This window comes from Xanthobacter sp. ZOL 2024 (assembly GCF_052932325.1).
The window spans coordinates 1,764,705-1,790,888 of record NZ_CM128808.1 but is presented as its reverse complement, the minus strand read 5'-3'; the positions used below and the strand labels follow the sequence as shown (position 1 = coordinate 1,790,888).

Here is a 26,184-nt window from a genome sequence, read left to right as displayed (position 1 = left end):
GGCCGTGGCGGGCAACGTCAAGCGAAAGGCGCGGAGTGGACGCGGCGGCTCACTCACTCCGCCAGCCGGTAGCCGGCATCCGCATGGGCGTCGGCCAGGGCGGCGCGCAGGTCGGTCTCGGTTCCGGCATGGATGCGGTAGAGAAGATCCCCCGCCGCGACCGTGCCGCCCACCGGGGCCACCAGATCCACCCCCGCGCCCTTGTCGGCGGGCGCACCGGCGCGCCGGGCGATGCCGCCCACCCGCCAGCCGTCGATCAACCGCACCTCGCCCGCCGCCGTGGCCCGCACCTCGCCCACCAGGGGCGCCGGCAGGATCGGCGCGGCGCGCCGGCCCTGCAAACCCACGATCCGATCGAGCGCCTCGCGGGCCGCGCCGGAGGCCAGCAGCTGCTCGGCCCGGGCCCGGGCCTTGCCGAGGCCCAGCTGCGGATCCCACGCCAGAATGCGGCTGGCGAAGAACAGCGCCTTCTCGCGCAGATCCACCGGCGCATCGGGATGCCCCTCCAGCACCTGCAGCACGTCGCGCACCTCGAGCGCCGGGCCGATGCCGCGGCCGATGGGGCCGGAGCCATCGGTGGCGTGCGCCTCCACCACCAGGCCGAGCCCCCGCCCCACGGTCTCGAACAGGCGCACCAGCTCGTGCGCCTCCTCATAGGTGTGGGTCTTGGCCCGGGGGCCCACCGGCACGTCGATGGCCACATGGGTGGCGCCGGCCGCCAGCTTCTTCGACAGGATGGAGGCCACCGACCAGCGTACGGAATCGATGCCCAGCGGCCGGGTGATGGCGTTCATCACGTCGTCCGCTGGGGAATGGTTGAGCCGGCCGTTCCAGGCGATGCAGCCGCGCGCGCCCTCCACCACCCGGCGCACGTCATCCACCGTCAGATCCACCCGCGCCAGGGTCTCCATGGCATCGGCGGTGCCGGCGGCCGAGGTGATGGCGCGGGACGAGGTTTTCGGAATGGCGATGCCATAGGCGGCGACGATGGGCACCACGATCATGGTGATGCGGCTGCCGGGAATGCCCCCCAGCGAATGCTTGTCCGCCACCATGGGCTCGTTCCAGACCATGCGATGGGCGTGATTGGCCCGCACCCGGGCCAGCGCCTCCACCTCCGCATCGGTGAGCGAGGCGGCGGCGGTGACAAGGAAAGCGGCGACCTCGCGGTCGGCATAGCGCCCTTCCACCACATCGCGGATCACCATGTCGTAGCGGGCCTCGTCGAGGGCCTCGCCGCGGATCTTGGCCCGCAGCGCATCCATGCTGGCCGGTGTCGGGGTGCGCTCCACCTCCACCGACGCGCCTTCCGGCAGCGCCAGCTCCTCGAACGCATGCTGAGACAGGCCCACCTCGTTGGGGCCGACGATGTCGCTGCGGTCGGTCACGTGCACCCGCGCCCGCACGCTGGCGCCGTTGCCGCGCACATCGATGCGGCCGGGGCCGAGGAACTCCTCCGCCGGCACCGCCCGGCAATCCTTGTGCAGATAGGCGATATTGTCGTGCCAGCTGTCGATGGCCACCGCCTTCACCCGCAGCAGCCGCGCCCGGCCGGCCTCCAGGCAGGCGATGAAGCGCCGGGCGCCCTCCTCCAGGCTGCCGTCATTCACCACGGTGACGATCTCGAGCTCGGAGGGCAGTGCCTTCACCTCGCGGGTGAGGCGGGCGGCGATGTCCTGCGCGGTTTCCCGCCCGCGCGCCGCCAGCCGCTGGGCCAGCACGGCCGCCGGGGCGGTGACATGCACCACCAGGGTCTGCGGCACCCGCCGGGCGATCTGCGACAGCACCGTGCGCGAAACGTTGGCCACCACGTTGCGCCCGGCGGCGAGGTCCGCCATCAGCGACAGCGGCAGGCCGTAGCTCAGCCCATGGGCGTCCCAGGACGACAGGAAGGCGCCCTCCTCCCGCATGCGGGCGAAGTCCTCCGGGGTGATCGGGATATGATCCTCGCCGCCGGCGCCCGCCGGGCGCGTCACCATGCGCCGCGCGAACAGCCAATTGGCATCGCCGCCGAAATGCGCGCGCGCGCGGTCCATGAGGCTGTCCTTGCCGGCTCCGCTGGGGCCCACCACCAGGAAGAGCGTGCCTTGGGTCGTCATGGTCAGATCACCGGAAGCATCTTGCGAAAGGAAGGAGCGGCGCCCGCACAGCGGACGCCGCAGTCAGGTCCGTCCCCGTGGGGGCGGACCGTGGGGGTCTTTGAGCTCACTCGGGCGCGTCGAGGCCGATGTCCACGGCCGGCGCGCTCTGGGTGAGACGGCCCGAGGAGATGAAGTTGACGCCGGTCTCGGCGATCGCCCGCACCGTCTCGTAGCGCACGCCACCGGAGGCTTCGAGCAGCACGCGGCCATCCACCATCTTCACGGCGGTGCGCATATCCTCGAGCGACATGTTGTCGAGCATGATCACGTCGGCGCCGGCGGCCAGGGCTTCTTCCACCTGGTCGAGGCGGTCGCACTCCACTTCCACCTTGGTGAGCACCGGCACACCCGCCTTGGCGCGGGCGACGGCGGCGGTGATGGAGCCGGCAACGGCGATGTGGTTGTCCTTCAGCATCACGCCGTTGTCGAGGCTGAGCCGATGGTTGCGGGCGCCGCCGCAGCTCGCCGCATGCTTCTCCAGGCCGCGCAGGCCGGGGGTGGTCTTGCGGGTGTCGATCATGCACGCCTTGGTGTGGGCGATGGCCTCCACGTAGCGGGCGGTCTCGGTGGCGATGCCGCACATGCGCTGCAGGATGTTCAGGGCGGTGCGCTCGGCGGTGAGCAGGCCGCGGGCCGGGCCGGTGACGCGCATCAGCACATCACCCTTGGCGATGCGCTGGCCATCCTTGACGCGCACGTCGAGCTGGGCGGACGGCACATAGCGCTGCACCACCATGACGGCCACGTCGATGCCCGCCACCACCATGGGCTCGCGGGCGTTGAAATCGAAAGTGGCGACGGCATCCGCGTCGATCATCAAGGTGGCGGTCAGGTCGCCCTGGCCGACGTCTTCCTGGAACCACAGATCGATAAGGCGTTCGGTGTGGAGGCGATCGAACATGCTTGGTTTTCCCGTGTTAACTCATATGTATACAAACTAATTTCCCGCACCACTTCCATTAGAAGTGGATCTTGACCGTTCTTCCTAGCGGGCGTGTGACCGGGCGGCCACCACCGTTCCGTCGCGACCGAGGAAGTGCAGCACCAGCAGTCCCACCAGCAGCACCGCGCCGAGGCCGATGGCCACGAGATTGGTGGTGATGAGGGCGGCGCCGGCGAGGCCCAGCCCCAACCGCATGCCCCTGGCGATCGGCCGCGTCAGATACCCCTCCAGCGCCGCCACCAGGGCGATGACGCCGGCGAGGGGGCTCAGCATGCCCACCGCGATCGCCCCCGGCGAGCCCATCAGCAGCAGGCTCGGATCGGTGATGAACACGAACGGGATGACGAAGGCCACCAGGGCCAGGCGGCAGCACAGGAAGCCGACCCGGATGGGGTCCGTGTCGGCAATGGAGGCCGCGGCGAAGGCCGCCACCGCCACCGGTGGCGTGATGGCCGACATGGAGGCGAAGTAGACGATGAACAGGTGCGCCGGCAGCAGCGGCACATCGAGGGCCAGCAGCGCCGGCGCCGCCAGCACCGCCGCCAGGGTATAGACCGCCGGGGTGGGCATGCCCATGCCGAGGACGATGGTCACCACGGTGGCGATCAGAAGGGTCAGAAGGTAGTTGCCGGCGGCCAGGGCGAACAGCGCCGAGGAAATCTTGCCGGTGAGGTCGGTCACCGCCAGGGTGCCCACCACCAGGCCCGCCACCGCGCAGGCGACGCCAATGCCGGTCATGCGCCGCATGGCCTCGTTCAGGGCATCGCCGAACCCGGTCACCGCCTTCACCGGCTGCCGGCGGTTGCGCCAGATCAGGATCGGCACCAGGGCGGCGAAGGCCAACGCACCCGACAGCGCCGGTCGGTTCAACATCAGCACGCAATAGACCAGCAGGCCCACGGGGATGAGATAATACCAGCCCCCCTTCAGCACCTCGAGCACCCGCGGCACGGTGCTGCCGGCCTCGCTCAGCACGGCCCCTTCGAGGCGCGAGCGGAAATCCACGGCCAGGTAGATGGCGAGATAATAGAGGAAGGCGGGGAAGATGGCCGCCAGTGCGATGGTGCCATAGGAGATGCCGGTGAAATCCGACATCAGGAACGCCGCCGACCCCATGACGGGCGGCAGCAGGGCGCCGCCGGTGGACGCAGTGGCTTCCACCGCGGCCGCGTAGTTGCGGGTGAGGCCGGTGCGGATCATCAGCGGAATGGTGAACGATCCGGTGGTCACCACATCGGAGGTGGGCGAGCCGGAGATGGAGCCGTAGAGGCCGGAGGAGACCACCGCCACCTTGGCCGGTCCGCCCACCTGGCGCCCCACCAGGCTGTTGGCCACGTCGAAGAAGAAGTCACCGCCGCCGGCGCGGTCGAGCAGGGCGCCGAAGGCGACGAAGACGAACACCAGAAACGCCGCCACTTCCAACGCCGATCCGAAGATGCCGTTCGGAGTGAAGACGAGCTGCGTGAGGGTTTCTTCCAGGCTCATCCCGCGATGGGAGAACGCCCCCTCAAGATGGGAACCGAATGCCGCATAGCTCAGAAAGACCAGAACCACCGCCACCAAAGTAAAGCCGATGCACCGGCGGGTGGCCTCGAGAACGAGAAGGATCAGCGTGATGGCCGCCACCTGATCGAGCGGCGTCAATTCGTCGATCATCGGGATGCGCTGCTCGTAGACCGGGTGCATCCAGATGAAATAGCCGCAGATCAGCAGCGAGAGGATCGCCGCCACCGTGGAAAAGACGGTGCGGGTGCGCGGCCGCTGCGGGTTGCCCGTGGTGGTGAGGAAGGCCACCGACAAGATCGCGCCGAGGAAGATGTAAAGGCCGATCATCTGGTTGACGTACCAGCCGAAGGCAATCGCCACGAACAGTGCGGCCACCGCCGTGCACAGCGCGTAAACGAAGACCGTCTCGACGCGGCCCAAGGCACGCGACTTGCCCGGACCGATCAGCTGAACCAAGCTCATGATATCCCTCAGATCCGCCTGGCGGCGGGGGACACGCGCACGCGCCTCCCGCCACACTGCTGGAACGATCGGGCGTCGCCGCCCGCCGACCTCACTTCAGGAGGCCGGCCTCGCGATAGGCCTGCGCCGCGCCGGGATGCAGCGAGAGCGGGGCCACGTCGGGCAGCTGCGAGGGCTCCATCTTGCCGAAGGTCACATAGGCCTTCTTCAGGTAATCATAGTTCTTGATCATGGCGGCGGTGACCGCGGCCACTTCGGCGTCGGGCATCTTCGAGGAGGCCAGCAGCACCACCGAAGCCGTCACCGTCTCCACCGGCTTATCCTCGAAACCGTAGGTGGTGGCCGGGATCGTCACCGGCTTCACGCCTTCTGCATCCACCAGCTTCTTGACCGCATCGGCCGGCACCGGCAGCAGGCGGATCGGCAGATCGCGGGAGATGGCATTCACCTGACCCGATGGGAAGGCCAGCATGTTCAGCACCAGATCCACCTGCCCGTTCTTGAGCATATCAAGCCCGGCATTGAAGGACACATATTCGATCCGGCCACCCCAGTCAGTGATATCCTTCAGAGAAATGCCGGACGACTTGAAAACCTCCTCACCGATCACCGCCATGGTGGTGCCGCGTTGATTGAAGGCAATGCGAACGGGGATTTTCTTCTCACGAATATCTGCCAGACTCTGGATCGGCCCATCGGCCTTCACCACGATCTGCACCGCCGCCAGGGGATCCAGCAACGCCACCGCGCGGATGTCGGGCGTCGCCGCCTTGAACGGCGCCAAGCCCTTGATTCCACGCAAGGCCATCTGCGCGTGGGCGATGCCGAGCTGCACCCGGCCAGACTGCACCAGCTGCACGTTGGCAGCATCCACGCCGGGCTCATAGGTGAAGGAGGAATCCGGCGCGCCCATGCGGATGGTTTCGCCGATGGCGGCGCCCATGGCGCTCCAGGCGCCGCCGACGGAGCCGCCCGCCAGCGTGATCTTGAGCGGCTCGGCGGCGAAGGCGGCCGTGGCGACCATGCCACCGGCCAGAACGGCCAAGGCGGCCTTGCGGATCATGGATTTCGTCATGCTGTCCCCTTCCAGTGCTGGAACGGCTCATCTGAGGTCTCGATGCGGCGCACAAGTCTCACCGCACCGCAACAACAGACATCACCGCCCAATCGTCAACACCGCACTCTGGATTTATTGTTTGTGCGCAAATGATGAAGAATTAGGACATAATCATTCCAAGGTGTCAACGCAGCAGCTGGTCAAGTTTTGACCACGCCACAAACGATTGCAGATGATCTTGAGAACACCCAAAACGAGCGCCGGAACAGACACCGCTTGCGCCCGACATTCGGGCACGCGCGCCGGCAAACCCGCCGCCCCTTCCAACAAATCCCGGCCTGCCGACACGCCTAGCCCACGCCCTGCATCCCCCGGCGGCCTTGGCAACCCAGCGGAGCCCACGTGCGCACGCTCGCCGCAGCCGGCCTCGCGACACGCGGGACGGGGCAAATTATGGGCAGCGGCTGCACGAAATTGCGACAACGAGCGACCGCAGGCGACCCACCCGGCCTCGCCGCCCAGGAGAGGGGCGCGAGGCGGCGCATTGATGCGCATCAAAATCTGCAGCAAGGGCTCGGCGTCGGATTGACACAGCCGCGAAAGCGTTCCTATGATCCATAAATTAATTGGTCGATTAATAAATTAATACGACCGCCTTCTGGAACAATCGCAACTGCCCGAGGCCCTTCCGCCTCGGGATGCCGGGGAACTTCGCATGAAAGCTGCCTCCTACGGGCTTCTGCTCGCGCTCGCCGCCAGCCCTGCCGTCGTCGCCAGTCCAGCCGTCGCCGAGGATGAGATCCGCATCGGCCTCATCCAGCCGCTCACCGGCTCTGTGGCCTACAATGGCAAATCGGTGGTGGACGGCGCCAAGCTCGCCCTTGCCGACATCAACGCCGCCGGCGGCGTGCTCGGCAAGCCCGTGCGCCTTGTCATCGAGGACGGCCAGTGCAAGCCGGCCAACTCCGTCAACGCCGTCGAAAAGCTGGTGCAGCGGGACAAGGTGGTCGCCCTCATTGGCGCCTTCTGCAGCTCCGCCACCGCCGCCATCATGCCCGTGGCGCAGAAATATCAGGTGCCGCTTCTGACCGGCGTGTCGTCCAAGGCGGACCTGACCGAACAGAACAACTCCTATTTCTACCGCGCCGCCGAGACTGACGCCCTGCTGGCTACGGCATTTTCGAGCATTCTGGCCAACAGCCTGAAGCTGAAAACCGTCGCCTATATCGCCGTCAATGACGATTGGGGCCGCGGTGCGGTGGCCGAATTCGATCGCGATCTCACCGCACTCGGGGTGAAGACCGTGGCCACCGAGTATTTCGACCACGGTGCCACAGATTTCTACACGCTGCTCACGAAGATCCGCGCCACCCGTCCCGATGGCATCGTGGTGGCCGCCGAGACCCAGGATGGTTCGATCCTGGTGAAACAGATCAAGGAACTCGGCCTGTCCGCCAAGGTGTTCGGCGTCGGCTCCTGGGCCACCGCCGATTTCATCAACCTCGCCGGCGAGGCCGCCGAGGGGCTTTATGCGGCGGTGCCCTATGTCTCCACCCTTGAGACGCCCCGCAATACGGCGTTCGTGAAGGCCTATGAGGCGCAATATGGGACCAAGCCCGGCAAGTATGGCGCCGCCGGCTACAACGCCGTGAACATCATGGCCGCCGCCATCGCCCGCGCCGGCAGCACCGAGGCCCCGGCCATCCTCGCCGGCCTCAAGCAGACCGACTATGCCGCCCCCAACGGCACCTACAAGTTCACCGACAAGGGCCAGGCCTACGGCTTCGAGACCGCGCTGGTGAAGATCGAGGACAAGAGCCCCAAGGTCATCGCCACCGCGCCGGTGGATGCGCCCCACTGATGCGTGCGCCGGCGGCTCCCGGCCGCCGGCCCCCAACCACCGGCGACGCGCCCCCTTCTTGGAAAGACCCATGGATCTGTTTCTTCAGTTCCTCACCAACGGGCTGATCAACGGCGCCTTCTATGCGCTCTCCGCCCTCGGGCTCACGCTCATCTTCGGCCTCATGCGTGTGGTCAACTTCGCCCATGGCGAGATGTACATGCTCGGCGGCGTTCTGGGCTGGTTCTTCACCACCCATCTCGGCCTGAACTTCTTTGTCTCCGTTGCGCTGGTGGCCGCCGTCATGGCCACCTTCGGCCTCCTCATCGATCGCTTCCTTATCGAGCGGCTGCGCGGGGAGGGCGAGGAGCCCGGCATTCTCTTCACCATCGGCCTGTCCATCTTCCTCGCCAACGTCACCTTGCTGGTGGTCGGCCCGGCGCCGCTGAAGGTGGCTGGCGCGGTGCCGGAGGGCGCCCTTTTCATCGGCCCCATCATCGTCACCAAGCTGCGGCTGATGGCGGTGGCGGTGGGCATCGCGCTGATGATCGCCACCCACGCCCTCATCCGTCACACCCGCCTCGGCCAGGCCATGCGCGCCACCTTCCAGGATCCCATGGCGGCGAGCCTCTCCGGCATCCGCGTCGCCCGCGTCCATGCCGCCACCTTCGCGCTCGGCTGCACGCTCGCCGCCCTCTCGGGCATGCTGCTCGCCTCCATCTATTCGGCCCAGGCCAGCGTCGGCGGCCTGGTCAGCCTGAAGAGCTTCGTGGTGGTCATCCTCGGCGGCATGGGCTCGTTTCCCGGCGCCGTGGTGGGCGGGCTGCTGCTGGGCGTCGCCGAGTCCCTGTGGGGCGGCTACGTGGCCACCGGCATGGTGGACGTGATCGGCTTCGTGCTCGTCATCCTCATCCTGCTGTTCCGGCCCCAGGGCCTGTTCTCCAGCTCCAGCGAGAGGGCCTGAGCCATGCCGTCCGATTCCCGTATCCTCTTGACCCTGCTGGCGGCGGCGGCGCTGTTCCCGCTGGCGGTGCATGATCCTTATGTGCTGCACATCGCCATCCTGGTGCTGTTCTATGTGGTGCTGGCCTCCAGCCTGAACCTCATCGTCGGCTATGTGGGCGAGTTCTCCCTCGGCCATACCGCCTTCCTCGGGGTCGGCGCCTATGCCGCGGCGCTGCTGGCGCAGAAGGCCGGCTGGCCGGTCTGGGCCACCATCCCGGCGGCCGGGGCCCTGGCGGCGGTGGCCGGCGGCTTCATCGGCGCCATCACCCTGCGCCTCAAGGGCCCGTATTTCGTCATCGTCACCCTGTCTTTTGCCGAGGTGCTGCGGCTCATCGCCAACAACTGGATCGCGGTGACCAACGGGCCGATGGGTCTTGCCGGCATCCCGCAGGGCTTTCTCCAGGACAAGCGCCTGTTCTTCTACGCGGTGCTCGCGGTGGCCGCCGTCACCCTCTATCTGTGCTACCGCTTCGTCCATTCCAATGCCGGGCGCGGCGCCGTGGCGGTGCGGGAAAGCCGCTTCGTGGCCCAGTCCATCGGCATCAACCCGTTCGGCTCGGCCATGCTGGCCTTCGTGCTGGGGGCGGGCCTCGCCGGGCTCGCCGGCGGCTTCTATGCCCACTACATCACCTTCGTCGGGCCGGACATCTTCCAGTTCAGCTTCATGGCCAGCATGATCATCATGGTGCTGATCGGCGGAAAGGGCACGTTGATTGGCCCGATCATTGGCGCTGCCATCGTCACGTTGCTTGAGGAATACCTGCGCGACATGCAGGAACTGCGGCTCACCCTGTTCGGCCTGATCGTCATGGCGGTGGTGCTGTTCCTGCCCAATGGCATCATCAGCCTCGCGCCGAAGCTCAAACGCCTGCGGCCCCATGCGCCGGCCCGTCCCGTCTCCGCCGACCGAGGGGTGCTGTGATCATGTCCCAAACCCGTCCCACCACCGCGACCCCGCTGCTGGAGGCCGACAACCTCACCATGGTGTTCGGTGGCCTCACCGCCGTGCGCGATTTTTCCTTCCGCCTCATGCCGGGGGAGATCGTCGGCCTCATCGGCCCCAACGGCGCCGGCAAGACCACCTGTTTCAACATGATCACCGGGTTCTGCCCGGCCAGCGCCGGCACGGTGCGGTTCAAGGGCGCCGACATCACCCGCCGCCGGCCGTTCGAGATCGCCCGGCTCGGCCTCGTGCGCTCGTTTCAGAAGACCAGCGTGATGAAGAAACTGACCGTGTTCGAGAACGTGCGCACCGGCCACTACATGCAGGGCCGCCAATCCCTGCTCGGCACCTTCCTGCCGGGCGCCCGCACCCGCGCCAGCGAGGCGCGCATTGCCGAGAGCACCGCGCAGATCGTGGAAACCCTGGGCCTCAGCCACCGCGCCGATGCCCCGGCCCACCTGCTCTCCTGCGGCGAGCTGCGGCTTCTGGAAGTGGCGGTGGCCCTCGCCGCCAAGCCCGAGGCGCTGCTGCTGGACGAGCCCGCCGCCGGCCTCAACAGCCACGAGGCCCATCTGTTCGGCGAAACACTGAAGCAGCTGGTGGGCCGCGCCGTGACCGCCTTGCTGCTGGTGGAACACAACATGAGCCTCGTCATGAACACCTGCGACCGGGTGGTGGTGCTCAACTTCGGGCAGAAGCTGGCGGAAGGCCGGCCGGAAGAGGTGCGCGCCAACCGCGAGGTGCAGGAAGCCTATCTCGGAAAGGCCGCCGCATGAGCCAGACAGCGACCCAGCCGCCGGTGCTCGCCGTCGAGCAGATCCACGTGGCCTATGGCAGCACCGCGGCGCTGCACGGCATCTCCTTCGAGGTGCACAAGGGCGAGACGGTGGCGCTCATCGGCGCCAACGGCGCCGGCAAGAGCACCACGCTGCGGGCCATTTCCGGCCTGCTGAAGCTGCGCTCCGGCGCCATCCGCTTCGAGGGGCGCGATATCGCCAACCTACCACCCGACAAAGTGGTGGCCGCCGGCATCGCCCATTGCCCTGAGGAACGGCACGTGTGGCCGGCCATGACGGTGGAGGAAAACCTCAATCTCGGCGCCTTCCTGTGCCGCTCGCGGGCCGAGCGGGAACAGCGCATCGGCATGGCCTATCATCGCTTTCCGCGCCTGCGGGAGCGGGCCCGGCAATTGGCCGGCACCCTCTCCGGCGGCGAGCAGCAGATGCTGGCCATCGCCCGCGCGCTGATGTCCGAACCCCGCCTGCTGATGCTGGACGAGCCGAGCCTCGGCCTGAGCCCCAAGATGGCCGACGAGGTGTTCGACGTGGTGCGCGCCATCAACGGCCACGGGGTCACCGTGCTGCTGGTGGAGCAGAACATCTACAACGCCTTGGACGTGGCCTCCCGCGCCTATGTGGTGGAGACCGGGCGCACCCGCGCCGCCCGCCCCGCCGCCGCCCTCAGGTCCGATCCGGAACTGCTGCGCGCCTATCTCGGCGGCTGAGCGCCGGCGGATCGCACCACCCCTGCCCCGCAAATTAAATAATCACACAATTAATGCCGCAGAGCCGGCATTGGCACGACAGGAGAGCGAAGTGAAACGACCGAAGACCATCGGCATTGTCGGCGGCGGCATCGGCGGCGTCGCGCTGGCCGCCAACCTCATCGCCCGCGGGTTCGAGGTGCGCCTGTTCGAGCGCGCCGAGGCGTTCGGCGAGGTGGGCGCCGGCATCCAGATGACCCCCAACGCGGTGAAGGTGGTCAAGGCCCTCGGCCAGCTCGACAAGATGCTGGCGGTGGGCTTCCTGCCCGAGGCCATCGTCGGCCGCAACTGGCGCTCCGGTCGGGAGAGCTTCCGCACCCCCCTCAAGGCGGTGTGCCCGGCGATCTACGACGCGCCCTTCATCCACATCCACCGCGCCGACATGCACGCCATCTTCGCCGCCTTGGTGCCCGAGCGCGTGACCACCTTCGGCGCCGCCTGCACCGGCGTCGTCCAGGGCAAGGACAGCGCCACCGCCACCTTCGCCGACGGCTCCAGCTTCGAGGCTGATCTCATCGTCGGCGCCGATGGCGTGCGCTCCGCCGTGCGCAACACCCTGTTCGGCCCGGAAGCGCCGCGCTTCACCGGCCACATGTGCTACCGCGCCCTGGTTCCGGTGGAGGGGCTGGTGGACTATGTGAGCCCCGACGCCTCTTTCTGGATGGGCCCGAAGAGCCACCTCGTCACTTACTACGTGCGTGGCGGCAAGGCGGTGAACATCGTCGCGGTGGCGGAAACCGCCGCCTGGGTGGAGGAATCCTGGAACGCCCCTTCGAGCCAGGCCGAGCTGATGGGCAGCTTCCGCGGCTGGCACCCCAAGGTGGAAAAGCTGTTCAGCCAGGTCACCGAGGTCTTCAAATGGGGCCTGTTCGATCGCGACCCCATGACCTCCTGGTCCAAGGGGCGGGTGACGCTGCTGGGTGATGCCGCCCACCCCATGCTGCCGTTCCTCTCCCAGGGCGCGGCCATGGCCATCGAGGATGCCTATGTGCTGGCCGCCGCCCTCGCCCACCACGGCGCGGACGTGGCCGGCGCCCTCAGCGCCTATGAGGCCGAGCGGCTGCCCCGCACCAGCCGGGTGCAGCTGGAGGCGCGCGAGCGCGGCCGCACCTATCACCTGCCCTCGCCCATGGCCCAGGCCAAGCGGGATTTCATCTACTGGCTGCGCGGCCTGCTCAATCCGCAGGCCACCGGCATCCAGGCCAACTGGGTCTACGCATACGACGCCCGCAAGTTCGAGGCGGCGCGCGATGGGGCGCAGCCGCGCCTCGTGGCCTGATTTCAGCGAGACGAGACCATGACGGACAAGATTTATCGCATCGGGCAGATCGTGCCGAGCTCCAACACCACCATGGAGACCGAGATCCCCGCCATGCTGGAGGCGCACGCGCGCACCCACGGCACCCGCTTCACCTTCCATTCCAGCCGCATGCGCATGAAGACGGTGAAGAAAGAGGAGCTCGCCGCCATGGACGGCGAATCCGACCGCTGCGCCCTGGAGCTCTCCGACGCGCGGGTGGATGTGCTGGGCTATGCCTGCCTGGTGGCCATCATGAGCATGGGCAAGTCCTATCACCGCATCTCCCAGCAGCGGCTGCACGGCCGCACCGTGGAGAACGGCGCGCCGGCCCCGGTCATCACCAGCGCCGGCGCGCTGGTGGAGGCGTTGCCTGCCATCGGCGCCAAGAAGATCGTGGTGGTGGCCCCCTACATGCGCCCGCTGGCGCAGATGGTGGTGGACTACATCGCCCATGAAGGCATCGAGGTGCAGGATTTCCGGGCCCTGGAGATCCCCGACAATATCGAGGTGGGGCGCCATGATCCGGCCCGGCTGCCGGGCATCGTCGCGCAGATGGATTATGGCGATGCCGATGCCATCGTGCTCTCCGCCTGCGTGCAGATGCCCTCACTGCGGGCCATCGCCGAGGTGGAGGCGCGCACCGGCAAGCCGGTGGTGACGGCCGCGGCGGCCACCACCTATGCCATGCTCAAGGCGCTGGATCTCAAGACCTTCGTGCCCGGCGCCGGCGCCCTGCTCTCCGGCGCCTACTGAGGACCGCGCCATGACCCGCACCTTCCTCCATGGCGCCAACGTCCGCGCCAACGGCATCCGCCAGCACGTGCTGCGCTTCGGCGGACGCGGCCGGCCGCTGCTGCTGCTGCCGGGCATCACCAGCCCTGCCATCACCTGGGCCTTCGTCGGCGAGCGCCTCGGCCGCGTGTTCGACACCTATGTGGTGGACATCCGCGGGCGCGGCCTCTCCGAGAGCGGCGATGCCCTCGACTATGGGCTCGATGCCATGGCCGCCGACGCCGCGGCCTTGGCCGAGGCGCTGGGCCTGCGCAACTACGTGCTCGCCGGCCATTCCATGGGCGCGCGCATCGCCCTGCGAGCCCAGGCCCGCCACGGTGCCGGGGCGGCGCAGCTGGCGCTGGTGGATCCGCCGGTGTCGGGCCCCGGCCGGCGGCCCTACCCGGCCAATCTCGCCTGGTATGTGGATTCGATCCGCCTCGCCGCCGCCGGCTGCGATGGCGCGGCCATGCGCGCCTTCTGCCCCAGCTGGAGCGAGGAGCAGCTGGGCCTGCGCGCCGAATGGCTCCACACCTGCCACGAAGGCGCGGTGCGCACCGCCTTCGCCGACTTCCAGAATGACGACATCCATGCGGATTTTCCGGCCCTCGCCTGCCCCACCCTGCTGATGGTGGCGGGCCGCGCCGGCGTCATCACCCCCGCCGACGAGGATGAGATCCGCACCCTTTGCCCCGCCATCGACATTCGCCGGGTGGCGGACGCCGGCCACATGATCCCGTGGGACGACGAGGCCGGCTTCCATGCCGCCCTCGGCGGCTTCCTCGGCGTGCAGCTGTGATCCGTTCCCCGCGCCGAACCTCAAAGGACCTCCCATGCCCGTAAGCGATGCCGATATGGTCCGCGCCTGGACCCATGTGCTGACCCTTTCCAAGCTCGAACCGCAGCAGACGGTGACCCTCCTCACCACCGAGCACAGCCACCCGCAGACCCTGCGCACCGCCAAGATCGCCGCCGGCAATCTCGGCGCCGTCGTCAACCGGCTGGAGCTGGAGCCGGTGAATGCGCAGCTGGCCCACAGCCGCGACAGCCTCGCCTATCTCGGCACCACGCCGCTCACCGGCAACGCCGCCGCCATCGCCGCCCTGAAGCAGAGCGACATGGTGCTGGATCTCATGACCCTGCTGTTCTCCCCCGAGCAGCAGGAGATCCTGGAGAGTGGCACCAAGATCCTGCTGGCGGTGGAGCCGCCCGAGGTGCTGGTGCGGCTGCTGCCCGATGCCGCCGACAAGGCGAAGTGCGCGGCCGCCGCCGCGCTCCTCTCCGGCGGTCGCGAAATGCACGTGACCTCGAAGGCCGGCACCGATCTCCACCTGCCCCTCGGCCAGTTCCCGGTGGTGGAGGAATATGGCTATGTGGACGCCCCCGGCCGTTGGGACCACTGGCCGAGCGGCTTCAGCTTCACCTTCCCCAATGACGGCGAGGCCCATGGCCGGGTGGTGCTGCAGGTGGGTGACATTCTGCTGCCGATGAAGTCCTATCTCTCCACCCCCATCGAGATGATCGTGGAGAAGGGCTACGTGACCTCCATCACCGGCGGCATCGACGCCGACCTGCTCAATGACTACATGGCCGCCTTCGAGGACAAGGAGGCCTACGCCATCTCCCACATCGGCTGGGGGCTGCAGAACCGGGCCCGCTGGTCCACCCTCGGCCTCTACGACCGCGAGCAGACCCTGGGTATGGACGCCCGCGCCTTCGCCGGCAATTTCCTGTTCTCCATGGGCCCCAACAACGAGGCCGGCGGCAGCCGCACCACCGCCTGCCACATCGACATTCCCATGCGCCACTGCACGGTGCGGGTGGATGAGCACGAGGTGGTGCGCGACGGCGTGCTGCTACCCACGGCGCCAGCCACGGATGAGCCGGCATGAGCACGGCTCCGGAGAGCGGCGCGGACGGCGCCGTCTATGCCCGCCAGGGCTTCGGCCGGGCGCTGGGCATTGAGGGGCGGATCGGCCTCCTGATCGTCGATTTCGTCAACGGCTTCGCCGACCCGGCGGCCTTCGGCGGCGGCAACATCCCCGGCGCCATCGCCCGCACCCGGGAGGTGCTGGCGAAAGCCCGGGCCGCCGGCTGGCCGGTGGCCCACAGCCGCATCGTGTTCCAGGACGACGATGCCGACACCAACGTGTTCTGCCTGAAGGTGCCCGGCATGCTCACCCTCAAGGAAGACGACGCGGCGAGCGCCATCGTGCCGGAGCTTGCCCCCCGCACGGGTGAACTGGTGGTGCGCAAGACTGTGCCCTCCGCCTTCTTCGGCACCGCCCTGGCGCCGTGGCTCACCCAGCGCGGCGTCGCCACCCTGCTGGTGGCGGGCTGCACCACCAGCGGCTGCGTCCGCGCCTCGGTGGTGGATGCCATGTCGTTCGGCTTCCGGCCGGTGGTGCTGGAGGATTGCGTGGGCGACCGGGCGCTCGGCCCCCACGCGGCCAATCTGTTCGACATGGCCCAGAAATATGCCGATGTGGTGCCGGCCTCGCGCGTGCTGGCTTTGTAAGCCGGATCGGGAATGGTAATCCGAACCCTGCCGCCAGCCCGCGGGCGGCAGGGCGCCGATGAAGGACAGACCATGACCGAAGGACGTGCAGCACCGGGCCGCGGCCGCAGCGGGTCGCCCAAGGCCGCGCCGGCGCCCAAGGCCGCACCGGCGCCCAAGGCCGCGGCGGCGTTGAAGAACGCAGCCGAGCCGACACCGAGGAACAAGGCGGCGCCCACACCGAAGAAAAAACGCTCCGGCCCCGGCCGTCCCGAGGGTGTCAGCCGCATCCGCGACGACATTCTCGACGCGGCGGAAATGGAATTCGCCAACCAGGGCTATTCGGGCACCAGCCTGCGCACGGTGGCGGAGAAGGCCCAGGTGACGCAGGCCCTCATCAATTACTATTTCGGCTCCAAGAAGGGGCTGTTCAAGGAAGCGTTCCTGCGCCGCGCCGTGGAGATCGCCGCCGACCGCGAGCGGCGGCTCGATGCTCTGATGGCCGGCGGCGCGAAGCCGGAGGTGCGCGATATTCTCGGCGCCTTCCTGCAGCCGGCGCTCACCATGCGCAATTCTCCCGGCGGCCGCGTCTTCATGCGGCTCCACGCCCGCCTCCACACCGAGCCGCCGGAAATCTCCTACGAGCTGCGCTCCAGCGCCTATGATCGCTCGACCCACCTGTTCGCCGACGCCCTCAGCGCCGCCCTGCCGGAGCTGCCGCGCAAGGACATCTACTGGCGCGTCACCTTCATGGTGGGAGCCTATCTCTACACCTTCTCCGACACCCACCGGATGGAGGAGCTGGCGCCCGGCATCTGCGATCCGGGGAACCCGGACGAGATCCTGAACGCCATCACCACCTTCATCACCGGCGGCATGCTGGCGCCCCCGGCGAGCTTGCCGGCGCAGCCCCCCGCCCGCCGGCGTGCCCCCTCCAAGCCCAAGAGCTGACACCGCGCGACCTGACGCGCGGCGCGCGGTCGACGCAAAATGAAAAGCGCGGGTCGTTTCCTGAAGGCATGCTGGCGGCTCCGTTTCAGCCACTTCAGGAGAGGATGGGCGATGGTCACCACAATGGCCCCCACATGATGCTCGGGCGCGCCGCCGCGGCGCCCTCGACCAGCTGATGGCGGTGGCACCCCGATCCGCCTGCCGGATCGTCATGCGGCGCTGACGGTGCCCTGCCGGTTTCCACGCCCCGCCCCCTCCCGCCACGAATCCCATCGTCCGCGCCGGCCCCTCGGCCGCGGCGCACCCTCGCGCTCGCGCCCCACCCCGGCGAAAGCCCCCCGAAAGGAACCGCCATGGGGTTCACCCTCGATTTCTGGGACTATCTGACATTCGCGGTGCTGTTCTTCATCGGCATCTCATTCCTGGGCGCGCTCATCTTCATTCTCGGCCTGCCGGGGCGGATCGCCATTGCCCGGCACCACCCGGAGGCGGACGCGGTCTATGCCATGGGCTGGGTCGGCTTCCTGGCCGTCGTGCCCTGGATTCAGGCCTTGATCTGGGCCTTCAAGCCCACGGCGGTGGTGGACCTGCGCTACCTGCCGAAGGACGTGAAGCGTGAAACCGATGCCATGATCAGCCGCCTCAAGGGCAAAGCACCGCCCTCGTCCGAGCCGGAGGGGACTGACGCACCATGATGATCGGCATCCTGATCTGCGCCCTTGCCTGCTTCGTCTTCTGGCTGGTCTTCCTCAAGCTGAAGCTGCTGCGGATGACCCCCGGCTGGGTGTTCGCCTTCAGCATGGTGGTGCTCCACCTCTTGCTGATCTTCGTCATCGGCCTGCGCTTCGTCACGCCCTATTCGACCAATGCGACGGTGGTTCAGCACACCATCCAGCTCATCCCGCGCCTGCCCGAGCCCACCCTCGTCACCGAGGTGCTGGTGAAGGACAACACGCAGGTGAAGAAGGGCGATCCGCTGTTCCGCTTCGACACCACCATCTACGCGGCGAAAGTCCAACAGCTCGAGGCGCAGCTGGCTGCCGCGCGACAGAATGTGAAGGTGCTGCAGGCGGACATCGCCGCCGCCGAGGCCAGGGCGCAACAGGCCGAGGCCTCGCTGTCCTATTCCCAGCACCAGAAACAGACCTTCGACGTGCTGGCCCAGCAGGGCGCCGCCCGCGAGGACGACGCCATCCGTTGGCGCGACGCAGAAAAGAAGGACGCCGCCGACTTCGCCGCCGCCCGGGCGGAAGCGGACGTGGCGCGTTTGAAATACGATTCCACCATCGACGGCGTGAACACCACGGTGGCGGCGCTGGAGGCCGAACTGCGGCAGGCGCGCTATTATCTCGACAACACCACCCTGCGCGCCCCCGAGGACGGCCGCATCATCAATCTCCAGGTGCGCCCCGGCATGGTGGCGGGCATCCTGCGCGTGGGCGCCATCGCCGCCCTCATCGTCGAGCAGGAGCGCTATGTCCTCGCGACCTATTTCCAGGAGAACCTCAAGTTCGTGAAGCCGGGGCAGGGGGTGGAGCTCGCCTTCAATCTCTACCCGGGGCAGATTTTCACCGGCCGGGTGGAGACGATCTGGAAGGCCAATGGCCAGGGCCAGTACCTTCCCAATGCGGAGATCCCGCGGTTCGAGCCGGCCAATCCGGACGTGCCCCAGGGCCAGTATGGCGTGAAGATCCTGGTGGATGGCACCGACCCGGAGCGCTTCCCCATCGGCGCGCAGGGGGCCGCCGCCATCTACGTCAATGGGCAGAGCGGCTCCTGGGCGGCGCTGCGCAAGATCGCCATCCGTTCGCGCACCTGGCTGGCCTGGCTCTATCCGCTCAACATCTAGGCCCGCGCCGGGGTCCGCACCCCGGCGCCATCTGCGTCCTCAAAGGGCTGGACGAGAGGGCGCGCTCTGTGGCATTGCTCCCCCCGCGCAGCTGAACGGCTTCCGCGTTGGCGCGGGCGTGGCGGAACTGGTAGACGCAGCGGACTCAAAATCCGCCGTCCTCACGGATATGTCGGTTCGAGTCCGACCGCCCGCACCACACGATCTTGGTCGTTCCCGCGTAAATCGTGCTTCGCCCTAACCGTGCTTCGCCTGAACCGTGCCGCGCTGGCCCCTTCTCGGCACGGGGTGGCGGCTGTCGTCGCCAGGCGACGCCCAGCCGCACAAGGCGCGTCGCATCCTCAGTTGCGGATGCTGCCGAAGCCGGCCTCCACCGTCAGCACCGACCCCACCGTGGAGCGCGCCCCCGGGCGGGCCAGATAGGCCACCGCGTGGGCGACCTCCTGCGGCGAGACCATGTAGCCGGTGACCTGCCGCGCCGCGAACTCACGGGTGTCGCGCCCCACCTGGGCGGCCAGGCCCTGCACGAAGGCGGTGTCCACCGTGCCGGGATTGACGCAGTTCACCCGGATGCCCTCGCCCACCAGATCCGCCGCCATGGCCCGCGACAGGGCCTCGACGCCGCCCTTGGTGGCCGAATAGAGGGCGCGGCGGGCCAGACCCGTGTCCGCCAGGCACGAGGCGATGTTGACGATGGCCCCATGGGTGGAGCGGCGCAGATGCGGCAAGGCGGCCCGCGACACCCGCGCCACGCTCACGAGATTGATGTCGAGGACCCGCGTCCAGTCGTCGAGCGTGCCATCCTCCACGGTGCCGAGGAAGGACACGCCGGCATTGTTGACCAGGATGTCGATGCGCCCGTGCCGGGCCGCCACCGCATCCACCGCCGCCGCCACCGCCGCCGCATCGGTGACGCTGCCCTGGTGGGACTCGCAGCCGGCCGGAGCCGAGGTGGGGTCGAGATCGAACACCGCCACCCGCGCTCCTTCGGCCAGGAACAGCTCCGCCGTCGCCTTGCCAATGCCGGCGCCACCGCCGGTGATGAAAACCACGCTCTCGCCAAACGTCATGCTCATGCGCTCCTCCCAGGGGCGTGTCTTGTTCTGATGTGTGTCACCGTGCGCCGGCCGCAGCGCCGGCCGACGGGTCTCGGGGGCCTTCAGGCGACCGGCTTGAGCACGGTCGCCACCATGGAGGGGCGCCTGGCGAAGGCATCGTACCAGCGCGCCAGCTCGGGAGCCTGCGGGCGCCAGGCCTGCGGCGTAAGCCGGAAATCGAGATAGCCGAGCGCACAGGCCACCGCGATCACCCCCATGTCGAGGGGGCCATCGAGATGGCTCCGCCAGATGGCCTGCAGGGCATCGAGGCTGGAGACGATCTTGGCGCCCTGCCCTTCGATCCAGGCCGGCCAGCGCAGCTCCGCCGGCCGCAGCGCGGTCTCGAAGCGGATCAGCACGGCGGCATCCATGATGCCATCGGCCAGCGCCTGCAGGCACAGCGTGCGGGCCCGTGGCAGGCCGGCCGGCGGATGCAGGGGTCGGTCCTGGTGCAGGGTATCGAGATACTGGCAGATGACGACGCTGTCGTAGAGCGCCTCGCCATCGTCGAGGATCAGTGCCGGAATGTGGCCGCTGGGATTGTGCGGCACCACCCGGCCGTCGCGCGCCACCGGGCTCACCACGCAGGGCACCAGGGTCAGCTGATCCGCGAGCCCGGTTTCATGGGCAAGAACCATCACCTTGCGCACGAAGGGGGAGGCGGTGGAATGCAGGAGCTTCATGGCCGAGGCCTCAGGTGGGGGGCTTGCGCGGGCGTCGGGGGTGGAGCGCCATGGCGGCACCCGGGGCGCGGGCGTCGGCAAAGGGCGAGGAAAGCGCTCCCGCCAGCTTCTGCTCGAGCTCCGCCTTCGCCTCGAACAGCATGGGCACGTAGCGCTGTTCCACATCCGCCAGGGTGGCGAGGGCGGCGACCGCGATGAGGTTGATGACGCACACCACCTGCGCCCCGCGCATCACCGCCACGGCCGCACCGCGATTGGTCTTCAGGAATTCCTGGTCGGACAGCGCATAGCCGCGCCGCGCGGTCTCGGTGAGGATACGCTGCACCGCCGCCGGATCGCGGGCGAGTTTTTCGAACGGGTCGGTCGCGTCCTTGAGATGCAGCAGGATGCGCTGCTGCTCGGCCTCCGGCACCGCCGCCAGATAGGCGCGCCCGGTGGCCGAGGCCAGCATGGGCACCCGCGAGCCGATGGAGCGGTTGCTGGAGAGAATGCCCGGCTGCCGGTTGGTGTCGACGATCACCATCTTGTCGTGCTGGAACACGGCGAGGTCGGAGGGCCAGCCCATCTTCTCCCGCAGCCGCGCCATGATCGGCCGGGCGATCTGCAGCAGGTTGTCGTCGGAGGAGACGTTGTTCGACAGCGCCAGCGCCCGCAGGCCCACCTGATAGGTGCGGCTGTCGGCATCGAAGGTGAGATAGCCCGCCTGCCGCAGGCTCTCCAACAGCCGCAGCACGGTGGCCTTGGGAATGCCTGTGTGGTGCTGAACCTGCGAGAGGCCAGCCGGGCCATAGGCGTTCACGGCCTCCAGGACGAGAAGACCGCGCATCAGCGCATTCACGGGGTTGGTCGTAGCCATGCATCGGATTATGGCGCGAAACAGTCGGGGGCAAGAAGATCCGTCTGCGCTTTTCCCCCGTCGGCGGCGAGGCCCGGCGCCAGCGCCGTCACCGCGCAGGGGGTGCGGGAAAAGCGCACCGGCGGCCGCACGGTGAGCACTTCGCCTTCGGTGGGGTGCGTGGCGGGCGTGAAGAAGCCCACGGCGGCGAGATGGGGATCGGCCAGCAGATCGTCGACGTCGTTGACCGGAGAACAGGGAATGTCGGCGGCCCGCAGCAGGGCGATCCATTCGCCATTGGTGCGCGCCGGCAGGCACGCCGCCAGGCGTCCATAAAGCTCGTCGATGGCCCGGCTGCGCGCGCCATCGTCGGCGAGCCGTGGATCGGCCGCCCAATCGGCCCGGCCGGCGGCCTCGAAGAAGCGCTGCCAGTGGCTGGCGGTGTAGGGCATCACGCTCAGATGACCGTCCCGGGTGGCATAGGGCCGGCGGTGGCGCGACAGCAGGCGGGCATAGCCGGGCGGCCCCTCGGGCGGCACGAAGGTGCGCCCCGCCAAGTGCTCCACCAGCAGGTAGGATGCCATCACCTCGAACATGGGCACTTCCACCGCCTGCCCCTGGCCGGTGCGCGCCGCATGCAGCAAGGCGGCGTTGATGGCCGCCACCGCATAAAGGGCGGTGGTCTTGTCGGCGACGATGGTCGGGGCATAGCGCGGGGTGCCCCCCACTGTCGCCTCCAGCGCCGACCAGCCGGCCGCCGCCTGGATGATGTCGTCATAGGCCGGCCAGTCGCGATAGGGGCCGTCCTGGCCGAAGCCGACGATGGCGCAATAGACCAGCCGCGGGTTCTCGGCCAGCAGCGTCTCCGGCCCCAGGCCGAGCCGGGCGGCGGCGGCCGGCCGCATATTGTGCAGCAGCACGTCCGCCGTCCGCACCAGGGCCAGCAGCCGCTCGCGATCGGCGGGCTGCTTGAGGTCGAGCACCAGCCCATCCTTGTTGCGGTTGGCATTGAGGAAGGCCGCGCCCATGGCCGGCGAGCGCGCGGGGCCGGCCGCGCGCATGATATCCCCCTGCGGCGGCTCGACCTTGAGCACCTCCGCCCCCATGTCGCCGAGGATCTGCGCGGCATAGGGGCCGGCGATCACCGTCGACAGGTCGAGCACCCGGATGCCCTGCAGCGGCCCCGCCATCACAGATGCCCCGACACGTTGACGTAGGTGCTCTTGTATTCGCAATAGAACTCCCGCGCCGCGATGCCCTGCTCGCGGGGGCCATAGCCCGAGGGGGCGCGGCCACCGAACGGCACGTGGAAATCGAGGCCCGCCGTGGGAGCGTTCACGGTGACCATGGCCGCCCGCGAGCGACTCCGGAACGTCTCCGCGGCGATCAGGTCGGTGGTGCAGATGCCGCTCGAAAGGGCGTAATGCACATCGTTGGCGATGGCGATGGCCTCGTCGAGATCATGTGCCGCCAGCACCGAGGCCACCGGTCCGAACACCTCCTCCTGATTGATGCGCGCCCCGTTGTTGGTGGTGGCGATGAGGCAGGGCGCGAGATAGAAGCCCGCGTGGGGGCGCTCCAGCACGCTGCCGCCGCCCAGCACCTCGCCGCCTTCGGTGCGGGCGATGTCGATATAGCCGAGATCCTTGTCGAGCTGGCGCTGGTCCACCACCGGCCCGATCTCGGTCGCCTCCTCCAGGGCGTGGCCGATGCGGCTGTCGGCCATGCGCTTCAGCAACTTGTCCAGGAAGGCGTCGCGCACCGCATCGAGCACGATGATGCGGCTGGAGGCGGTGCAGCGCTGCCCGGTGCCGTGGAAGGCGCCCTGGAACGCCACTTCCACGGCGAGGTCGAGCTCGCAGGTCTTGTCGATGACGAGGCCGCTCTTGCCGCCCAGTTCCGCCTGCACCTTCTTCATCTGCCCGGCGGTGGCGGCCACCACCGCGGCGCCGGTGGGCCCGGAGCCGGTGAAGGTGATGGCATCACAGCCATCGATGAGCGCCGGGCCGAGATCACGGCCGTTGCCCATCACCAGGTTGAACACCCCCGCCGGCACCCCGGCGCGCTCCAGCATGTCGGTGAGCACAAAGGCGCAATCGGGCGTGAGCTCGCTCGGCTTGAACACCACCGTGTTGCCATAGGCGAGGGCCGGGGCGATCTTCCAGGCGGGAATGGACAGGGGCAGGTTCCAGGGGGTGATCACGCCGATCACCCCCACCGGCTCCTGGCTCACCGTGATGGTGAAGCCCTCCCGCAGCCCCGGCGTGAACACACCGTGGTTGCGGACGGTCTCGCCGGCGAAGAAATGGAAGATCTCGCCGGAGCGGATCACCTCGCCGCGGCCTTCCCGCACGGTCTTGCCCTGCTCGCGCGCCATCAGCCGCCCGAGCTCGTCGGCGCGGGCCAGCAGTTCGTCACCCACCCGGCGCAGCAGCCGGGCGCGGGCCTCGGGCAGCACCGCCGCCCACCCGGGCTGCGCCGCCCGGGCGGCCGCCACCGCGGCTTCCACATCGGCGACCGTTCCCCAATTGTAGTCGCCGAGCGGATCCAAGGTGTCGGAGGGATTGATGTTGGCGACGCGCGTGCCGTGATCGAGCCAGCGCCCGCCGATGAAGAGACCCGAAGCCATACTGGAAATCCTCTCTCACTGCTTCTTCAACAGTGGGCAATCGGACGCCGCGATGCCCTCGAACACTTCCGCCGCCGGCAAAGTGGCGACGATGTCGAAGCTGTCGCCGGGGAATTTGGACTGCTTGGGGCTCTTCACCTTGGCCACATACATGTCCATGATCACCCGGCCGTTCTCGAGGATCGACGCATTCTGGATGAGCGCATCCTGGCCGATGGGCGTGGCCTTCATCTTGGCGATCACCTTGGCCGCATCGTCCTCGCCAGCCGCCTGGACCGCCTTCAGGTAATGGGTCACGGCGGCATAGGTGTTGGCGTGGATCATGGACGGCATCTTGCCGTGGCGCTCCTGGAACCGCTTCGACCAGGCGCGGGTGGTGTCGTTGAGATCCCAGTAGAAGGGGGTGGCGAAGCGCAGGCCCTGGGCGGCATCGAGGCCCATGGCGTCCACTTCCGGCTGGCTCACATAGAGCGCCACCAGCTTGCCGGGGATCTGGTATTCCTTCGCCTGCTTCACCGCGGTGATCATGTCCGAGCCGCCGGCGGCAATGGCCACCACATCGGCGCCCGAGCCCTGTGCCTGCAGCAGGTAGGAGGAGAAGTCCTGGGTATTGATGGGGTGCTTGGCGCTGCCGAGCACGGTGCCGCCGGCCGCCTTGATGGCCTTGGAGGTCTCCGCTTCCAGGGCGTGGCCGAAGACGAAATCGGTGGTGAGGAAGAACCACTTCTTGCCGCCGTCGCGCACCAGGTCCTTCACCACCGTGTTGGCCAGGGCATAGGACGAGGTCGCCCACTGGGTGCCATAGGGCGAGCACAGCTTGCCGCTGAAGTCCGGCGCGGTGCCGGCGGTGATGAGCGTCACCTTCTTGCGCTCGGCGGCGGCGGCCTGGGCGGCGAGGCCCGAGGCCGAGGAGCCGCCATCGGTGATCGCCGAAACGCCATCCACGTCGAACCAGCGGCGGGCGATCTGGCCGGCGATGTCCGGCTTGTTCTGATTGTCCGCCACCAGGATCTCGATCGGCCGGCCCAGCACCTTTCCGCCGAAGTCCTCCGCCGCCATCTTCGCCGCCAGCACCGAGCCGGGGCCGCCCTGATCGGCATAGGGGCCGGACTGATCGTTCGAGACGCCGATGCGGAACGGCTTCACATCCTGCGCGGCCGCCAGCGTCGGCCAGCCGAGCGTCGCGACGATGGCGCCCAGCGCCAGCCTGCGGAGACTACCCATCCTCTTCCTCCCAATCTTGCTTGTTGTCGGCCCGTCCCAACGGGCGCGTGGCCTCACGTTAGACAGCATGGGGCGCGGATGCAAATTTTTGAACCATTGGTTCATCTAGCGGACCATTTGCGCAACCGGAAGGCGGCGCGGCACAGCTCATCCGGGTTGCGGCACCGCCCACCGCCGGCGAATCTCCCGGGCGCGCGGTGCGGACGGTGCGACATCGGCCGGACCCAAACAAACCATCTGGACGGTTTGAAATGCCGGTGCTAAACGCCCTCCCCGCATCACTCCTGCGTCGCGCCGAGGCGGGAGCAGGCGCCGGCGGGCGCCGGGGAGGACCCAAGCATGAGCGAGGCGCATCAACGCAGAAAGCAGCCCCAGCTGGTACGCAGCCAGCTGCTGGAGGTGGCGGCGCGCCTGTGCGTCGACACCGGCCTGCACGCGCTGACGCTGGATGCGGTCGCCCGCGCCGCCGGGGTCAGCAAGGGCGGGCTGCTGCATCACTTTCCCACCAAGCGGGCGCTGATCGATGCCCTGCACGACGCCCTGCTGGAGCATGCCCAGGCACAGATCCAGGAGCTGATGGCCCAGGATGTGGATCCCCACGGCCGCTTCACCCGCGCCTATCTGCTGGCCAGCCTGGATGCCGGCGCCGACGCGGATGCCGAGCGCTGGAACAGCCTCGCCGTGCTGCTGCTGGCCGAGGCCTCCCTGCGCGAGCGGTGGCGGCACTGGATCACCGCCCGCCTCGACGCCCTCGCCCCGGAGGAGAAGACCGCCCCCATGCAGATCGTGCGGCTGGCGGCGGACGGCCTGTGGCTCGCCGAGTTGAGCGGCCTCGCCCCCCTCTCCGACGCGGAGGGCGAACGGGCCATCGAGGCGCTTTTGGCCATGACCCGCAAGAACTGACGGCG

Annotated in this window: 24 protein-coding genes and 1 tRNA gene; 15 read left to right on the top strand and 10 right to left on the bottom strand. The window is 68.5% G+C overall.

Translation table 11 applies throughout. The features are described 5' to 3' along the window. Window positions 1-53: 53 nt before the first annotated feature. The 4 genes from phnN to ACU4E7_RS08320 form a co-directional block, all read right to left on the bottom strand. Window positions 54-2,099 carry a phosphonate metabolism protein/1,5-bisphosphokinase (PRPP-forming) PhnN gene (phnN, locus tag ACU4E7_RS08335; protein WP_447021228.1) on the bottom strand — a complete coding sequence of 682 codons (2,046 nt, stop codon included), beginning with the start codon at window positions 2,097-2,099 and terminating at the stop codon, window positions 54-56. 106 nt (window positions 2,100-2,205) lie between these two features. Further along, window positions 2,206-3,042 (bottom strand): carboxylating nicotinate-nucleotide diphosphorylase, encoded by an 837-nt coding sequence (gene nadC / locus ACU4E7_RS08330; protein WP_447021227.1) that lies wholly within the window; start codon window positions 3,040-3,042, stop codon window positions 2,206-2,208. A gap of 84 nt (window positions 3,043-3,126) precedes the next feature. Then, window positions 3,127-5,052, bottom strand: a complete 1,926-nt coding sequence (locus ACU4E7_RS08325) for a TRAP transporter permease (protein ID WP_447021226.1) — start codon at window positions 5,050-5,052, stop codon at window positions 3,127-3,129. Between the two features lie 91 nt (window positions 5,053-5,143). Further along, window positions 5,144-6,127, bottom strand: a complete 984-nt coding sequence (locus ACU4E7_RS08320; protein ID WP_238122208.1) for a TAXI family TRAP transporter solute-binding subunit — start codon at window positions 6,125-6,127, stop codon at window positions 5,144-5,146. Window positions 6,128-6,824: 697 nt separating this feature from the next. Between ACU4E7_RS08320 and ACU4E7_RS08315 the strand changes: the two genes are divergently transcribed. From ACU4E7_RS08315 to ACU4E7_RS08250, 14 genes are all read left to right on the top strand, one after another. Beyond that, window positions 6,825-7,970, top strand: a complete 1,146-nt coding sequence (locus tag ACU4E7_RS08315; protein WP_447021225.1) for an ABC transporter substrate-binding protein — start codon at window positions 6,825-6,827, stop codon at window positions 7,968-7,970. Between the two features lie 70 nt (window positions 7,971-8,040). Further along, window positions 8,041-8,913: a branched-chain amino acid ABC transporter permease gene (locus tag ACU4E7_RS08310; protein ID WP_447021224.1), complete on the top strand. Its 873-nt coding sequence runs from the start codon at window positions 8,041-8,043 to the stop codon at window positions 8,911-8,913. Between the two features lie 3 nt (window positions 8,914-8,916). Beyond that, window positions 8,917-9,876: a branched-chain amino acid ABC transporter permease gene (locus ACU4E7_RS08305; protein WP_447021223.1), complete on the top strand. Its 960-nt coding sequence runs from the start codon at window positions 8,917-8,919 to the stop codon at window positions 9,874-9,876. Window positions 9,877-9,878: 2 nt separating this feature from the next. After that, window positions 9,879-10,673 (top strand): ABC transporter ATP-binding protein, encoded by a 795-nt coding sequence (locus ACU4E7_RS08300; RefSeq protein WP_447021222.1) that lies wholly within the window; start codon window positions 9,879-9,881, stop codon window positions 10,671-10,673. A 23-nt stretch (window positions 10,674-10,696) separates the two neighbouring features. Further along, entirely contained in the window at window positions 10,697-11,401 is a 705-nt protein-coding gene (locus ACU4E7_RS08295) for an ABC transporter ATP-binding protein (RefSeq protein ID WP_447021605.1), read from the top strand. Window positions 11,402-11,492: 91 nt separating this feature from the next. Then, a complete protein-coding gene (locus tag ACU4E7_RS08290) occupies window positions 11,493-12,719 on the top strand; it encodes an FAD-dependent monooxygenase (protein ID WP_238122214.1) in 1,227 nt (408 codons plus the stop codon). Window positions 12,720-12,737: 18 nt separating this feature from the next. After that, window positions 12,738-13,493, top strand: a complete 756-nt coding sequence (locus ACU4E7_RS08285) for a maleate cis-trans isomerase family protein (RefSeq protein ID WP_273546264.1) — start codon at window positions 12,738-12,740, stop codon at window positions 13,491-13,493. 10 nt (window positions 13,494-13,503) lie between these two features. Then, window positions 13,504-14,310 carry an alpha/beta fold hydrolase gene (locus ACU4E7_RS08280; RefSeq protein ID WP_238122215.1) on the top strand — a complete coding sequence of 269 codons (807 nt, stop codon included), beginning with the start codon at window positions 13,504-13,506 and terminating at the stop codon, window positions 14,308-14,310. 34 nt (window positions 14,311-14,344) lie between these two features. Beyond that, window positions 14,345-15,403, top strand: a complete 1,059-nt coding sequence (locus tag ACU4E7_RS08275; RefSeq protein WP_238122216.1) for a 2,5-dihydroxypyridine 5,6-dioxygenase — start codon at window positions 14,345-14,347, stop codon at window positions 15,401-15,403. Further along, window positions 15,400-16,029, top strand: coding sequence for an isochorismatase family protein (locus ACU4E7_RS08270; RefSeq protein ID WP_447021221.1), 630 nt, complete (start codon window positions 15,400-15,402; stop codon window positions 16,027-16,029). Before ACU4E7_RS08275 ends, ACU4E7_RS08270 begins: the two co-directional genes overlap by 4 nt. A gap of 72 nt (window positions 16,030-16,101) precedes the next feature. Then, the gene (locus ACU4E7_RS08265; protein WP_447021220.1) at window positions 16,102-16,959 is read left to right on the top strand and encodes a TetR/AcrR family transcriptional regulator; all 858 of its coding nucleotides are present in this window, start codon (window positions 16,102-16,104) and stop codon (window positions 16,957-16,959) included. Window positions 16,960-17,312: 353 nt separating this feature from the next. Next, window positions 17,313-17,654 (top strand): DUF3302 domain-containing protein, encoded by a 342-nt coding sequence (locus tag ACU4E7_RS08260; RefSeq protein ID WP_238122219.1) that lies wholly within the window; start codon window positions 17,313-17,315, stop codon window positions 17,652-17,654. Next, window positions 17,651-18,808 carry an HlyD family secretion protein gene (locus ACU4E7_RS08255; protein ID WP_238122220.1) on the top strand — a complete coding sequence of 386 codons (1,158 nt, stop codon included), beginning with the start codon at window positions 17,651-17,653 and terminating at the stop codon, window positions 18,806-18,808. Before ACU4E7_RS08260 ends, ACU4E7_RS08255 begins: the two co-directional genes overlap by 4 nt. A gap of 112 nt (window positions 18,809-18,920) precedes the next feature. After that, window positions 18,921-19,007, top strand: a tRNA-Leu gene (locus tag ACU4E7_RS08250). A gap of 142 nt (window positions 19,008-19,149) precedes the next feature. Here the strand turns inward: ACU4E7_RS08250 and ACU4E7_RS08245 are convergent. The 6 genes from ACU4E7_RS08245 to ACU4E7_RS08220 form a co-directional block, all read right to left on the bottom strand. After that, window positions 19,150-19,884: an SDR family NAD(P)-dependent oxidoreductase gene (locus tag ACU4E7_RS08245; protein ID WP_447021219.1), complete on the bottom strand. Its 735-nt coding sequence runs from the start codon at window positions 19,882-19,884 to the stop codon at window positions 19,150-19,152. A gap of 83 nt (window positions 19,885-19,967) precedes the next feature. Then, a complete protein-coding gene (locus ACU4E7_RS08240; protein ID WP_447021218.1) occupies window positions 19,968-20,588 on the bottom strand; it encodes a glutathione S-transferase in 621 nt (206 codons plus the stop codon). Window positions 20,589-20,598: 10 nt separating this feature from the next. Next, window positions 20,599-21,444, bottom strand: coding sequence for an IclR family transcriptional regulator domain-containing protein (locus ACU4E7_RS08235; RefSeq protein ID WP_238122223.1), 846 nt, complete (start codon window positions 21,442-21,444; stop codon window positions 20,599-20,601). Window positions 21,445-21,452: 8 nt separating this feature from the next. Next, window positions 21,453-22,613: a CaiB/BaiF CoA transferase family protein gene (locus ACU4E7_RS08230; RefSeq protein WP_238122224.1), complete on the bottom strand. Its 1,161-nt coding sequence runs from the start codon at window positions 22,611-22,613 to the stop codon at window positions 21,453-21,455. Further along, window positions 22,613-24,052, bottom strand: a complete 1,440-nt coding sequence (locus ACU4E7_RS08225) for an aldehyde dehydrogenase family protein (protein WP_238122225.1) — start codon at window positions 24,050-24,052, stop codon at window positions 22,613-22,615. Before ACU4E7_RS08225 ends, ACU4E7_RS08230 begins: the two co-directional genes overlap by 1 nt. A 15-nt stretch (window positions 24,053-24,067) precedes the next feature. After that, on the bottom strand, window positions 24,068-25,276 hold the full coding sequence (locus tag ACU4E7_RS08220) for an ABC transporter substrate-binding protein (RefSeq protein WP_238122226.1): 1,209 nt from the start codon (window positions 25,274-25,276) through the stop codon (window positions 24,068-24,070). Window positions 25,277-25,615: 339 nt separating this feature from the next. Here ACU4E7_RS08220 and ACU4E7_RS08215 point away from each other — a divergent pair, with 339 nt between their 5' ends. After that, on the top strand, window positions 25,616-26,179 hold the full coding sequence (locus ACU4E7_RS08215) for a TetR/AcrR family transcriptional regulator (protein ID WP_447021217.1): 564 nt from the start codon (window positions 25,616-25,618) through the stop codon (window positions 26,177-26,179). Window positions 26,180-26,184 lie beyond the last annotated feature (5 nt).